The sequence below is a fragment of the Paenibacillus sp. FSL R5-0486 genome (assembly GCF_037975155.1).
Taxonomy (GTDB): Bacteria; Bacillota; Bacilli; order Paenibacillales; family Paenibacillaceae; genus Paenibacillus; species Paenibacillus amylolyticus.
In genome coordinates, this window is record NZ_CP150237.1 from 3,150,008 (window position 1) to 3,163,303 (window position 13,296).

Genomic DNA, 13,296 nt, shown 5'->3' on the forward strand with positions numbered 1-13,296 from the left:
AACATGATATCCGAGATGCAACTTTGCTTCTTTATAATTACAACCATAACAGAAGGGATGTGTTATGGTTGATTACCATTAATAACTTAGTCAAACACCGAGGAACCCAAAAAATCTTATCAGGTATCAGTTTCAAAGCCAGACCAGGTAGAGTCACCGGTTTTTTAGGTCCAAATGGGGCAGGGAAAAGTTCTACACTTCGTATCCTGCTTGGATTAGATCGTGCCTCCTCAGGGAGTGCACTAATTAATGAAAAGCCATTTGCAGAATTACATAATCCTTTAGTAACTGTAGGCGCTGCAATGGATGGATCGGGAGCTCATGGCATGCGAACAGGACGGGCGCACTTACGTTGGATTGCTCGTGCCGCAGGCTTGCCTCTCTCACGTGTCGAGGAAGTTTTGGAAATAGTAGGTCTTACTACTGCGGCGGGCAAAAGAGTCGGGAGTTATTCACTTGGTATGGGGAAAAGACTTGGGATGGCAGCTGCACTACTTGGCGATCCAAAAATATTGATTTTGGACGAACCCGTAAACGGGCTCGACCCGGAAGGGATTCGCTGGATTCGGACATTTTTACGTGAACGTGCCGCGTCTGGAAACACCGTGTTACTATCCAGTCATCTAATGGGAGAGCTTGCAGAGACGGTTGATGATGTGGTGATTATTAAGCATGGGAAAATCGTTGCAGATGGAACATTGGAAGAAGTCATAGGTACCCATTCCACGCTAGAGGAATCCTTTTTTGCCCTGACATCTGAACGTGCAGGGAATGCTCTATGAGAGCAATCAACGCTGAACTGTCTAAATTACTTTCCCTGCCGGGCATTTGGCTTGCTCTTTTTATTGGAGCATTTGCTCCAGCGATCTTTGCTGCATTGGATAGTCTAACACAAAAAGCGGACATTATAGCTGGAATCAGCACACGCCTAGCGGAAGTCGGCTATATTGGATTAGGTTTTGGGGTACAAGGAGTCATCATCCTTGGTGTGCTTGCTGTAAGCAGTGAGTATTTGACAGAGAGCAGTGAATCTGGTGGAGGACAACAGATGACAACCAGTTTATCTGTTGTTTCATCCCGACTTTATGTTTTGTTGGCAAAAGGAGGCGCCGTGACAGTAATTAGCGCATTGCTTTGTATGGTTGCTATTATAATAATGGTGCCAACAACGCATCTTATTCTTGATGAATATGCTCCTGCATTTGAATGGTCCAGACTGTTCGGTGCCCTTTGTTACTGGATATTTACCGCTCTTTTAGCAGTTGGGTTCACTGTTCTAACTAAAAATAGCGTTATACCTCTTGCTGTGCTCATGATCAACTCATCCATCGTATCATTTAGTGTTCTGCTTTCTAAGATTACGACGTTGGCGATGTACTTACCCGATCGGGCTGGCATTGATATGTTTATGTCTATGAGTGACAGATTCCACACTCCGTTCATAGGCGGTTTAGTCATGTTTGCTTGGGTATTTGTTCTCTTCATTATTGCAGCTATTGTATTCTATAGGAGGGACGTTGCAGCATGAGTGTCTCTTCTAGTAAAAAGATAACACCAATTCTCAGTGCTGAACTGGGCAAACTCGTTACATTACCATGGATATGGTTCACTCTTACGGGAGCGTTCATTATCAATTTAGTTCTAGCTGTAGCGTTTACTTCTATTGGCCAACAAGGGGCTGCAGGAACTCAAAGGATGGTGGATACAGGACTTGCGTCTATGGGATATCTTCAAGCAGGGTTCATTATTCTTGGAATCTTAACAACTTGTTCGGAGTATACCGGCGGACAGATTCGAACCACTTTAACTGTGACACCTTGGCGTGGGTTTCAATTATCCGCGAAGCTTCTGGCATTGGCTATTATAGCTATTCCCGCGGCGTTTATTATGGTTGCATCAGGTGTGCTATATGCTTTTGTTATGACGAGAGACACAAAAGTGATTGAGATGAACACATTAATTAAAACATTAGTAGGTGCAACAGGCTATTTAACAATGACTAGTCTTCTCAGTGCAGCTATAGGTGCTTTAATTAGACGAACGACTCCTGTACTAGTCATTCTGCTTGGGTATTATTTTGTTGTCAGTCCATTGGCAAGAAATTATCTGCCAGGTATTAAACATGTTTTTCCGGATACGGCAGGATATTATATGTATAGGTCGCTTTCCTCTGATGAAATGAATGTCCTTACACCAATGCAAGGGACAGGCATTTCAATGTTATGGACACTGATCTTTATTATATTTTCTGTTGTATTATACCGTAAGCGAGATGCCTAAGCGATCAATGGTCAGAGATAATCATAAAACAAAGGTAACCAAAAACTTGTTGTTGTATAATCATGGTAAACACAGATATGTGAGGAGAGAGTTTGCACAGAAAAAGGTTTTTTTAAGGATGCTGAAGAGGTCATAGCAAGAATAAGTAATTATGTAACTTTTGCTGCGTTTGGTATCGTGTGTTTTTACAAGAGGAATGGAAGTCAAGAATCAAAATGAAGAATGATTTAAGCAATAATCGAGATGGAGGTGAAATTGTCCAGTAGCTACCGTTCGAATTAATCATAGCCCAAAAACTAGACGTTAAAGATAGCACGATGAATGTGTCAACAGTAAATCATTACGCTAACGGGAAACGATAGCTCTATAATACAAAGAAAGCAGCTGATTAATGTGATCAGCTGCTTTTGTACAGAATAGTTAAGTACCCATCACGACACAGTTGGAAATCGAAGGATATTTAAAGTCGATTTCAATTGTCCAAGGCAAGAACATTGTGTCATCGCGGATTAAATTGTTATCTAAATATTATCTTGAGATAAATTATGTGGTGGGATGAGGCTCAAATCATTCTCTGAAGGCAAAATCTCCGTTCCACTTCTGAATAGAGTGGGAACTTCAAACTGTCGAGTGGGATATTTAATCTGTTTCATTAAGCTAATAGCAGGTTAGCTTACCTAAATGTAAGTCAAGAGGGAACAGAACTTGTTCTCTTTATCGATTAGATAAATGTCAAAACAAAAAAATCATTTACTTAAAAAAACATATAGTGAAGAATATCATTATCATATTAGCCATTGAGAATACCCGATGTTTATCATCGGGTATTTTTAATAAAATCCCCAGACAGAAAACATGCCAAGGTATCGTATAACCGACACTTTTCATGTGATATGTCTGAGGGATAGAAGAAGGTATCTGTTACATTTGCTTAAAAAACCTTAACGCTGCAAACTTTTCCCGTTACTGCTGATCACTTCTTTGTACCAATGGAAGGATTTCTTGCGATAACGTTCGAGTGTTCCTGATCCATCGTCATGACGATCAACATAGATATAGCCATAACGTTTTTTCAACTGGGCAGAAGACGCACTGACAACATCAATACAACCCCATGATGTATAACCCATAATTTCAACGCCATCTTCAATAGCTTCACCAACTTGAACCAGATGATCATTCAGATACTGGATTCGGTAGTCATCTTCAACTGTTTTCTCGCCGTCCGCACCCGTGATCAACTCATCAACAGCACCAAGACCATTCTCTACAATAAACAGTGGTTTTTGATAACGGTCATAGAACATGTTAAGCACATAACGCAATCCTTGCGGGTCAATCTGCCATCCCCATTCACTTGCTGGTAAGTAAGGGTTAGGTATACCCCCAAGAAGGTTACCTTCACCTGCGATTTGTTTCTCCGGGTCTGCTGTCTGACAGATACTCATGTAATAACTGAAAGAGATAAAGTCTACTGTATTCAGCAACATTTCCTCGTCGCCAGCTTCCATCTGAATCTCGATTCCATTTTCACGGAAGTAACGTTTCATATAACCAGGGTAGCGACCTCTTACGTGTACATCACCGAAGAAATAGTTGCTATGTTCGAATTCCATGACTTTGATCATATCGTCTGGATTTGGTGTCAGCGGATAGGTAGGCATACTGAGCATCATACAACCAATCTGTGCCGTAGGAATGATCTCATGACAGAGTTTCACAGCGGAAGCACTGGCTACAAACTCATGATGGATCGCTTGATACAGATCTTGCTTGCTAAGCTTCTCCTTAGGCGTGTAGATGCCTCCACTCATGAAGGGTGCTTCAAGAATCGAATTGATTTCGTTAAAGGTAAGCCAGTATTTTACTTTATTCTTATAACGTTTAAATACGGCAGTTACATAACGCTCATAGAATCCAACCATTTTTCGGTTAACCCAGCCGTCGTATTCTTTGGACAAGTGAAGAGGTGTCTCATAGTGGGATAGTGTAACCAGTGGTTCGATCCCGTATTTGTGACACTCGTCAAACAGATCATCGTAGAATTGAAGACCTTCTTCATTTGGTTCCAGCTCGTCCCCTTTTGGGAAAATCCGGGACCAGGCGATGGAAGTACGGAATACCTTGAAGCCCATCTCGGCAAACAGTTTCACATCTTCCTTGTAGCGATGATACAGATCGATACCGATCAGTTTCATGTTATCTTCGGTTGGTTCTTCCGTGATTGGTCCCATGATACCTTTGGGAGCTACATCCTGAGTAGATAATCCTTTGCCGCCTTGATTGTATGCACCTTCAGCCTGGTTGGCTGCAATTGCGCCACCCCACAGGAAATTTTCCGGGAATTGATAAGTATGATTTTGAGAGTTGCTCATGTGTATCGCTCCATTCATCAAATTGATATTAAGAGGTTGTTCATATATGACATAAAAAAAGCTTAAACGTTGTAACGGGTTACACGTCAAGTTTTACTTTTGACCCAGATTTGATGCATACTATTATTCTATAGTTCGTTAGCAAGAAGGGAGCCTCCGATGTCCAAGTTTGATGAAATTATGAAGCGGTCCGGTTACTCAAAAGCGACAGTGTCACGAGTGATTAATCATTCTCCGCATGTTAGTGATGAAGCAAGACAGATCATAACGGATATTATGAAACAGTTGAATTATATTCCCAACCGGAATGCGATATCGTTATCTACAGGGCAAACAAAGCAGATTGGAATTGTGACCTCTACCACAGGTGAGATCATTCTTACATTCATGAATCAATTCATTGATACAGCCATGGATTTTGGGTTTCAGACGATTATCTATACATCCCGTGGAGATCCGGAGATTGAATTGCAGGCGTTCGAAGATCTGCGCAGTAAACGAGTCGATGGGCTAGTTATTATTGCTTGTGTCAATGATCCTCGGAAATTAAAAGCTTATATGGAGTATGGGCCCATTGTCTCCTGGCAGCGAATGGGAAATGACGAGATTCCGTCTGTTGCGATGGATCAGGCAGAAGGGTATAAGTTAGCTCTGGAGCATCTGGTATCAAGAGGATACACTCGAATTGCGAATGCATTTGGCAGGGCTGAAAGTTTGAATACCCAGAGCCGACGTGAAGCCTATGAATCTTTCATGAAGAGCAGAGGGTTGCATGTGTGGACTGAAGCATATCAATATTCCGTATTTAGCTCCTCCAATGGCGAAGAAGCGATGGGAAGAATGGCTGAGGGGCCAGAACTTCCACAGGCCGTATTATGTTCAAATGATTATGCAGCCATCGGCATTCTGAGTGAAGCACGCAGACGGAATATTCAGGTACCGGAACAACTCGCCATTGTAGGGTTTGATGATATCGAGCTTTCCCGTGTCCTCGGGATCACGACCATACACAATCCGATTGCGGAGCAAGCCACCCAGGCTTTCCATCACTTGTGGGCTGTATTGGGTAAAACAGAGTTGAAGACAGAGCAGCTGACATACCAGCTGATTGAGCGTGAGACAACTTGAATCCATAAGACCTGATGTGGGAATCTGATTTTATGGATTCAATAATTATTCAAATCTGAAGCATCTTCAAATCGGAGTCATACGTTATACTAAATATGAGCTTCAGAACGACATATTTGTAGGGAGATGTGGCGTGAGGTTTTTGTATCATGTTACAAGTTACATATTTCACAAATGATTAGCAGGAAAGGTGAGAATGGACTTTATGAAAACAGTGACAGGCCGATTCAGAATTGCGGGCATATGGGAGGGCGTATCCTTACTTTTATTGATTTTTATTGCTATGCCTCTGAAATATTTTGCAGATATCTCTTCCGCTGTAGCCGTAATGGGCATGATTCATGGTATTTTATTTCCTTTGTATCTTATTGCACTAGTGCATTTGGCTCTGGTCAAAAAGTGGAAGATAACACGCTGGTTAATGGGTGGACTCGCCGGTCTACTGCCGTTTGGAACTTTTGTATTCGAATCTTATCTTCGAAAGAGAGATTGGAAATAAAAATCAATAAGAATAAATGAAAGCAGGCGACTAATTCAGATGTTATCCGAATTGTCGCCTGTTACTTTCTGTACAAGTTCTACTTTACTGTACCTTGCTGACGATCGGACAATAAGCTGACTCCAATATCGCCTGAGGCATTCGACACAGGTGTATACGCCGAGAAGGAAGTAACAACAACCAGGGCAGTGAACAGAAATAAGAATGATTTTTTCATACCATAACCTCTTTCATATGGGGATATATTCCATTTTATTCTAACGCACATAGGCTATACTTGAAAAGAAAAAGTTTAAATGAGCAAGCTATTGAATGATCGAAAGGGTTGAGCTTCTATGAAAGATATTCATGAGTTAACATCCATAGAAATGGTTGAAGAAGTTATTCAACAACATGAATTGGTTTTTTTGTATGTATCTCGTCCAGAGTGCAGTGTATGTCACGCTTTACTCCCCAAGATCAGGGCGTTGCTGGAACCTTATCCATCAATATACCTCGGTCACATTAATGCTAACGACGTGGAAGAAGTTGCATCCAAGTTTCTTATTTTTACCGTTCCAACAATGATCATGCTTGTGGAGCAGAAGGAATATATTCGAGCAGATCGTTTTGTTCGCTTGGAACGTCTGGAAGAGCAGCTGCAACAGATTCACTCCATGTATATCCAGGATGAGGAATAGAAAGCTAAAGCTTCATGAACGGCGGCTCATACATGAGCCGTTTTTTTGCGCCCGCAGTGGCCTATAGCTATGAATAAAGTACATGATGCCTGAACTCGCAAATTAAAGTGTTGCCATGAAAACGGTTTTATGATAATTTAAACATTATAAAAACGTTTTTATAGTAAAGGAACAAAACTTATGGCAAAGATAACGATTAAAGATGTAGCAAGGGAAGCGGGCGTATCCATATCTACGGTCTCCAACGCCTTGAATGGTGTGGATGTCTTGAACCCGGAGACAAAATCACATGTTCTTAAGGTGGCAGAACGTTTAAATTATGTGCCCAATCTGAATGGCAAGCTGTTGAAGTCCGGTCAAACCAAAATGCTCGGTTTTTTCACTACAAGTGTATCGGGTCCGTATTTCTATAAGCTGGTTGAGTCAATGTCTCGCGAATGTGATCGTCTTGGGTATGGTTTGAATGTATTTGTGACCAAGGATAAACACGTTATTATGAGTAATATTTTGGGTCGGCGGGTGGATGGTGTCATTATCTACGAAGAGCTTCGGATTGATGAGCAAGATATTATCGCCATGGAGAAAGACAAGATCAAGGCGGTTTTTCTGGATCGGGTCTATCAGAGCGATACGATGGGAAGTGTCATTTTTGACTCGTACGTGGCGGCTTATGAAGCTACCAAGTATTTAATTGGGCTGGGGCACAAGAAAATTGCTTATATTTCGGGCGTGGACACGATGTTTGACAGTGTGCAGCGTAGAGACGGCTATCTGGTTGCCTTGCGTGAATACCAGCTTCCAGTCGATGAAGATTACATTATACAAGGGTATTTTGAGGAGGAGAGCACGTATAGTGCGATAAAATCTTTTCTTCATTTACACCCCGGCAAGCGGCCTGATGCATTCCTTGCAGGGAATGACTTGAGTGCAATTGGCTGTATGCATGCGTTGAAGTCTGAGGGTTTTGAAGTGCCTCAAGATGTTAGTGTCGTGGGTTTTGACGATATTGATATCGCACAGTATTTTTCTCCACCGCTTACAACGGTAAGAAATCAAATTGCAAGACAGGGTATCCTGGCAATCAATCAACTGGTGGGTATGATTAAGGAGAAAGAACAAGGGGCTGCACAGAAATTGGCGGGTGAGCTGGTGGTTAGAGGTTCAAGCCATGTGAAGATCGACCGGAAAGACTACCGTACATAAGTTGACTCAGCTTCTTCTCCGGTCTTTTTTTTACATAAATAAAAACAAAGGGGTTTTTTATGTCGAAAAATAAAAACGTTTTTATAAACATGTATGCATGATGGAGGGGAGTAAAAAACGTGGATAAATTAGCCGTAGAGACTTCAACCGGTAAAAATGCGATCAGTCCCAATGGGAAAAAGCCCATCGGACAACGGATTAAAGAATTCATAGTCGATTATCGGAGACAATGGGAGATTCAATCGATGATTATCCCTGGCATTATCTTTATGATTATTTTCTGTTATATTCCGATTTACGGTTTGACGATTGCCTTCAAAAATTACACGGTCATTGATACGCTCGCTACCGCTCCTTGGGTAGGGCTGGATAATTTCAGAATCATTTTGTCAGACAAATACTTCTGGGATGCGGTCGTGAATACGCTGGGGATCAGTTTTTTGAAATTAGGTATCGGGTTTGTCATTCCCATCATTCTCGCAATCATGATCTACGAGTTAAACAGCGGACGATTCAAGAAGTTTGTGCAAACGGTTTCATATTTACCTCACTTTTTGTCCTGGATCGTACTTGGGGGAATGCTGATTACCTGGTTTTCGACAACGGGCTTATTTAATCAGTTGTTACTTAGCCTGGGAGTGATCTCGCAACCGCAGAACATCTTGCTGGATGCAGGAAAGTATTGGTGGATTGCTACGTTATCGGATATTTGGAAAGAAGCAGGTTGGGGAACGATTCTGTATCTGGCGATCATGGCAAAGATTGATCCTACGTATTATGAAGCGGCCAAAATTGATGGTGCAAGCCGTCTCAGACAGATCTGGAATATCACATTGCCTAATATGAGATCAATCATCAGCCTAAATCTGATTCTAACTGTAAGCGGTTTATTGGGGTCGAATCTGGATCAGACCCTGGTTCTCATGAACTCTCAGAACCGCGACAAAGCGGAAGTCATCAATTCGTACGTCTATCGTATGGGGATGTCTCAGGGTGACTTTTCATATGCAACGGCCGTTGGCTTGGGTGTCTCAATCATCTCTGTCATTCTACTCGTCACGGCGAACAAAATCACAAGCAAATTAAACGATAATCAATCTGTGTTGTAGAAGGAGGCATCCCGCGTGAATGGAAAGGTGGCAAAAGAAGATCTCGATAGTCGGATCTTTGATACCTTAAATATGATTTTGTTAATCATCTGTACGATCGTTATTCTGGTTCCGCTCTGGAATGTCATCATCTCTTCCTTTAGCTCAGGCAAAGCGTTGGCGGAAGGTGGGTTCATCTTCTGGTCACCGGAATTCTCGCTGGAGAATTACAGAGCTGTATTCAATGATCAGGGCATCTGGCAGGCCTTCTTCATATCGGTGTCCAAAACAACAATCGGCGTTGTTACACATGTGTTCTTTTGTGCCATGGTTGGTTATGGTCTGAGCAAAAAGTACATAAGAGGCCGTAAATTATACGTTGCCATGGGTGTTATTACCATGTTCTTCTCGGGCGGCATGATCCCGACATATCTGTTAATCAAATCACTTGGCCTGCTTAACAGCTTCTGGGTGTACATTATCCCGGCGTTGTTCAGCTTCTATGATGTCGTGATTCTGATGAATTTCTTCCGGAATGTCCCGGATTCTCTGGAAGAATCGGCCAAGATTGACGGCGCAGGGGATTGGCATATTTTCCTGAAAATATTCATTCCACTCTCCATGCCTGCCATGGCTACAATTGCGCTATTTAATGGGGTGGGGCAATGGAACGACTTCATGACAACCAAGTTATATATTACCGATCAGTCACTGTATCCACTCCAGATGATGTTGTACGAGATTATCGTACAGTCACAGACACAATCCATGCAAAATGTCGGGGGTTCAGCTGTTATTGAAACAACGACCAAAGGCGTGCAGTTAGCCACCATTGTCATTACAACACTCCCTATCGTGCTGATCTATCCCATCGTTCAGAGATACTTTATCTCGGGAATGATGCTCGGAGCAGTCAAGGAATAGGAGCAACAAATACCCCATTTTGAGGAGGAACAAAAATATGTTGAAGTTGAACAAGACATCAGGCAAAAAAGGGATTAAATTGCTCGCAACACTGCTCACAGCCGTAATTATGATTACAGGTTGCAGCGGTGGATCGGGGGGCTCCAGTGAAGGGAACTGGGTATCCATTGAAGATCGTTATACGGTTGACCCGGAAAAGCCAGCTTGGCAGTTGGATAAAAAGGAAGAGGCTACCGACCTGACCTGGTACGTCAATGCAGACTGGTGGAACACTGATTTTGGCAAGGACATTGTTACCAAGAAAATCAAAGAGGATCTGAACATCAATATCAAATTCATTACGGGTGATGATACCAAGTTAAATACCTTTTTCGCCGGTGGAGATATGCCTGACTTGTTGACGGTCTTTGACTCGAATTCTCCAGTGGTGCAAAAAGCTGCAACCTGGGCGATGCCGCTGAACGATCTGGCGGAAAAATATGATCCTTACTTCAATAAAGTTGCGGCTGCCGATACATTGAACTGGTTCCAATTGGCGGATGGTAAAACCTATGGTTACCCGAACTATTCCAATACACAAGAGGATTATGATAGCGGTAACATTCCTGCCAAAACAGCATTTATCATTCGTAAAGATGTGTACGAAGCTTTGGGTAGTCCGGTCATTGGAACGCCAGAAGAATTCCAGAGTGTGATGAAACGAATTAAGCAAGAGTTCCCTGCGCTGATTCCGTTTGGATTCAACTCCATTGGTGAAGGAACAGGTTCACTAGGGGATACGTTACAAGATTTCATCGGCGTTCCGTTGGAGACCGAATCAGGAGAATTCTATGATCGTAATCTGGATGAAGATTACCTCACGTGGTTGAAAACATTGAACACCGTGTATAGAGACGGCAATATCAGTGATGACAGTTTTGCCGATGATGGAACCGCTTTTGAAGAAAAAGTGAAGTCCGGTAAATATGCGACGATGCTGCTTGACGGTACACCTCAACAAGGAGGAAACCTGCAAATCTACATGAGTGCGAATCCAGGCAAAGAATATGTTGCTATCGATGGACCGCAGAGCACCAAAGGTAATGCACCAACATTGAATCAATCCGGAATAACCGGGTGGATGATCAATTTCATTTCCAAGGATTGTAAAGATCCGGCTAAGGCCATTCAGATATTCACATACTTGCTGAGTGAAGAGGGACAGACGCTTATGAATTACGGGATCGAGGGGGAAACCTACCAAACCAAAGCCGACGGTAGTGTAGAATTGCTGCCAGCAGTGAAAGACATGCAACTGAATAACGCAGATCAATTCAAAAAGGATTATCGGATGGGCGAGTTTATGTTCTTCGGTCATGACCGCCACAAAGCACTCAGTGCAGATGCTTTTCCGGAAGCGATTAAACAGATGCAGGAGTGGGGCAAAGGCAAGCTGAAACCACACTTCATTCTGGAGAATATTAGCCCGGATCAAGGTACACCTGAAGCTCGTGCGTTGTCAGCAATCAATACGAAGTGGAATACAACATTGGTCAGTATGGTACGTTCCAAAGATGATGCCTCGTATGACAATGCACTGGCTTCTTACAAGTCATTTTTAGGTGAGAACCGTTGGGAAGAGATTGTGAAGGTACGCAGTGAAAAGATGAAATTGAACAAAGAGAAATTAGGAATTCAATAATAGAAATACAAAGGAGAATCCTATGACTACATTTAAAATGTACAAATCTACGGGTGAAGAAGATTTATTCGTATCTCTATCCCAAGAGCAATTGAAACCACTGGATGCTGATAAGGAAACAACGACCATCCATCTGGATGATCAGCTAACGTATCAGGAGATGGACGGATTTGGTGCTTCTTTTACCGATTCTTCCGCCTATCTGATTAATCAAATCTTGAATGAGGAACAGCGGGATGAGGTCATGACCCGGCTGTTCCATCCAGAGAAAGGGATTGGGCTGTCAGTCATCCGTAATCCGATGGGCGCTTCGGACTATGCGAGAACGGTATATAGTTATAACGATATGCCCGAACAGCAGACGGACCCGGAATTAACCCAATTTAGTATTGCACATGATGAAGGGGACGTTATTCCTTTAACGCAAAAGGCGTTGGCATTGAACCCTGAACTGAAGCTATTTGCTTCACCATGGAGTGCACCGGGATGGATGAAAACGAGCGGATCCATGATCACCGGACAGCTGAAGGCTGAATGGTATTCCGTTTATGCTGAATATTTCGTGAAATACATTCAAGCATATGGCAAGCATGGATTACCGATCCATGCCATTACACCACAGAATGAGGCCCTCTATGAACCCGGGCACTATCCTGGTATGTTGATGCCAGCCGAGGCCCAAGCAGATTTTATCAAAAATCATCTCAAACCAGCCTTTGTGCAAAACGATATTCAAACCAAGATTCTCTGTTACGATCACAACTGGGATCAACCGGACTATCCCCTGACTGTACTTGAACAAGCGGGAGAGGAAGTGGATGGCGTAGCCTGGCATTGGTACGGGGGCGATGCTTCTGCTCAAACGAAGGTTTATGAAGCTTTTGCAGGTAAAGAAGTGCATTTCACTGAAGGTTCGGGTGGAGAGTGGATCCCGCCATTTGAGCAAGCCTTCTCGAATGTGATGCGAACGGGAATTCAGATTCTTCGCAATTACAGCAAGTCCTTTGTACTTTGGAATATGGCACTTGATGAGAACAACGGGCCGACCGTTCCGGGATTTGGCCGCAGTACGTGTCGTGGGATCGTACAGGTGAATCAGCAAACAAAGGAACTTACGTATACACTTGATTATTATGCTCTGGCTCATTTCAGTGTTGTGATCCGCCCGAAGGCTGTTCGGATCGAATCAACATCCAGTGATGATGGAATTTGTTCTGTGGCTTTTAAAAATGCCGATGGTTCCGTAGCTTTAGTCCTCTTCAATGATGGGGAGAAAACGGGCAACATACAGGTTAAGCTGCGCGACGATGTATTGATGAAGTTCCAGCTGGAAAGCAAGAGTGTCTTGTCCGTATTGATCACAGATTTATAAAAGGATGGAGTTATAACCAGGCTTCATCAGAAAAGAAACCAAAAGAAGCGATATCCGGAGTGTACA

Annotated in this window: 13 protein-coding genes; 11 read left to right on the forward strand and 2 right to left on the reverse strand. The window is 42.8% G+C overall.

Annotation, left to right across the window (positions count from 1 at the left end):
- The first annotated feature begins 68 nt into the window (after window positions 1-68).
- Genes MKY01_RS14130 through MKY01_RS14140 form a run of 3 tightly spaced genes read left to right on the forward strand, consistent with a single transcriptional unit; the run spans window position 69 to window position 2,280 of the window.
- Window positions 69-782 carry an ATP-binding cassette domain-containing protein gene (locus MKY01_RS14130; RefSeq protein WP_282321566.1) on the forward strand — a complete coding sequence of 238 codons (714 nt, stop codon included), beginning with the start codon at window positions 69-71 and terminating at the stop codon, window positions 780-782.
- Window positions 779-1,528: an ABC transporter permease gene (locus tag MKY01_RS14135; protein ID WP_282321565.1), complete on the forward strand. Its 750-nt coding sequence runs from the start codon at window positions 779-781 to the stop codon at window positions 1,526-1,528. The genes MKY01_RS14130 and MKY01_RS14135 overlap by 4 nt, the downstream gene beginning before the upstream one ends.
- The gene (locus MKY01_RS14140; protein ID WP_282321564.1) at window positions 1,525-2,280 is read left to right on the forward strand and encodes an ABC transporter permease; all 756 of its coding nucleotides are present in this window, start codon (window positions 1,525-1,527) and stop codon (window positions 2,278-2,280) included. The genes MKY01_RS14135 and MKY01_RS14140 overlap by 4 nt, the downstream gene beginning before the upstream one ends.
- Window positions 2,281-3,221: 941 nt before the next feature.
- Here MKY01_RS14140 and MKY01_RS14145 read toward each other — a convergent pair.
- Entirely contained in the window at window positions 3,222-4,655 is a 1,434-nt protein-coding gene (locus tag MKY01_RS14145; RefSeq protein WP_282321563.1) for a glycoside hydrolase family 1 protein, read from the reverse strand.
- A 159-nt stretch (window positions 4,656-4,814) separates the two neighbouring features.
- Here MKY01_RS14145 and MKY01_RS14150 point away from each other — a divergent pair, with 159 nt between their 5' ends.
- Together MKY01_RS14150 and MKY01_RS14155 are read left to right on the forward strand one after the other, a co-directional pair.
- Window positions 4,815-5,783, forward strand: a complete 969-nt coding sequence (locus MKY01_RS14150) for a LacI family DNA-binding transcriptional regulator (RefSeq protein WP_282321562.1) — start codon at window positions 4,815-4,817, stop codon at window positions 5,781-5,783.
- A gap of 196 nt (window positions 5,784-5,979) precedes the next feature.
- Entirely contained in the window at window positions 5,980-6,282 is a 303-nt protein-coding gene (locus MKY01_RS14155) for a DUF3817 domain-containing protein (protein WP_306068467.1), read from the forward strand.
- A 79-nt stretch (window positions 6,283-6,361) separates the two neighbouring features.
- On the opposite strand, the gene MKY01_RS14160 is transcribed toward MKY01_RS14155, so the two are convergent.
- Window positions 6,362-6,499: a hypothetical protein gene (locus MKY01_RS14160; protein WP_017688678.1), complete on the reverse strand. Its 138-nt coding sequence runs from the start codon at window positions 6,497-6,499 to the stop codon at window positions 6,362-6,364.
- A gap of 118 nt (window positions 6,500-6,617) precedes the next feature.
- Here MKY01_RS14160 and MKY01_RS14165 point away from each other — a divergent pair, with 118 nt between their 5' ends.
- From MKY01_RS14165 to MKY01_RS14190, 6 genes are all read left to right on the forward strand, one after another.
- Entirely contained in the window at window positions 6,618-6,962 is a 345-nt protein-coding gene (locus MKY01_RS14165) for a thioredoxin family protein (RefSeq protein WP_036670761.1), read from the forward strand.
- A gap of 180 nt (window positions 6,963-7,142) precedes the next feature.
- On the forward strand, window positions 7,143-8,165 hold the full coding sequence (locus tag MKY01_RS14170; RefSeq protein ID WP_339286722.1) for a LacI family DNA-binding transcriptional regulator: 1,023 nt from the start codon (window positions 7,143-7,145) through the stop codon (window positions 8,163-8,165).
- Window positions 8,166-8,284: 119 nt separating this feature from the next.
- Window positions 8,285-9,274, forward strand: coding sequence for an ABC transporter permease subunit (locus MKY01_RS14175; RefSeq protein ID WP_206099103.1), 990 nt, complete (start codon window positions 8,285-8,287; stop codon window positions 9,272-9,274).
- 15 nt (window positions 9,275-9,289) lie between these two features.
- The gene (locus MKY01_RS14180) at window positions 9,290-10,177 is read left to right on the forward strand and encodes a carbohydrate ABC transporter permease (RefSeq protein ID WP_017688674.1); all 888 of its coding nucleotides are present in this window, start codon (window positions 9,290-9,292) and stop codon (window positions 10,175-10,177) included.
- 37 nt (window positions 10,178-10,214) lie between these two features.
- Window positions 10,215-11,858, forward strand: a complete 1,644-nt coding sequence (locus MKY01_RS14185; RefSeq protein ID WP_339286723.1) for a sugar ABC transporter substrate-binding protein — start codon at window positions 10,215-10,217, stop codon at window positions 11,856-11,858.
- A 22-nt stretch (window positions 11,859-11,880) separates the two neighbouring features.
- Window positions 11,881-13,230 (forward strand): glycoside hydrolase family 30 beta sandwich domain-containing protein, encoded by a 1,350-nt coding sequence (locus MKY01_RS14190; protein ID WP_339286725.1) that lies wholly within the window; start codon window positions 11,881-11,883, stop codon window positions 13,228-13,230.
- Window positions 13,231-13,296 lie beyond the last annotated feature (66 nt).

Excerpts from the sequence above, each read along its gene's own strand:
- MKY01_RS14170 (WP_339286722.1), top strand. The coding sequence starts at position 7,143 with ATGGCAAAGATAACGATTAAAGATGTAGCAAGGGAAGCGGGCGTATCC.
- MKY01_RS14140 (WP_282321564.1), top strand. The coding sequence starts at position 1,525 with ATGAGTGTCTCTTCTAGTAAAAAGATAACACCAATTCTCAGTGCTGAA.
- MKY01_RS14190 (WP_339286725.1), top strand. The coding sequence starts at position 11,881 with ATGACTACATTTAAAATGTACAAATCTACGGGTGAAGAAGATTTATTC.
- MKY01_RS14185 (WP_339286723.1), top strand. The coding sequence starts at position 10,215 with ATGTTGAAGTTGAACAAGACATCAGGCAAAAAAGGGATTAAATTGCTC.
- MKY01_RS14145 (WP_282321563.1), bottom strand. The coding sequence starts at position 4,655 with ATGAGCAACTCTCAAAATCATACTTATCAATTCCCGGAAAATTTCCTG.
- MKY01_RS14135 (WP_282321565.1), top strand. The coding sequence starts at position 779 with ATGAGAGCAATCAACGCTGAACTGTCTAAATTACTTTCCCTGCCGGGC.
- MKY01_RS14160 (WP_017688678.1), bottom strand. The coding sequence starts at position 6,499 with ATGAAAAAATCATTCTTATTTCTGTTCACTGCCCTGGTTGTTGTTACT.
- MKY01_RS14165 (WP_036670761.1), top strand. The coding sequence starts at position 6,618 with ATGAAAGATATTCATGAGTTAACATCCATAGAAATGGTTGAAGAAGTT.
- MKY01_RS14150 (WP_282321562.1), top strand. The coding sequence starts at position 4,815 with ATGTCCAAGTTTGATGAAATTATGAAGCGGTCCGGTTACTCAAAAGCG.
- MKY01_RS14155 (WP_306068467.1), top strand. The coding sequence starts at position 5,980 with ATGGACTTTATGAAAACAGTGACAGGCCGATTCAGAATTGCGGGCATA.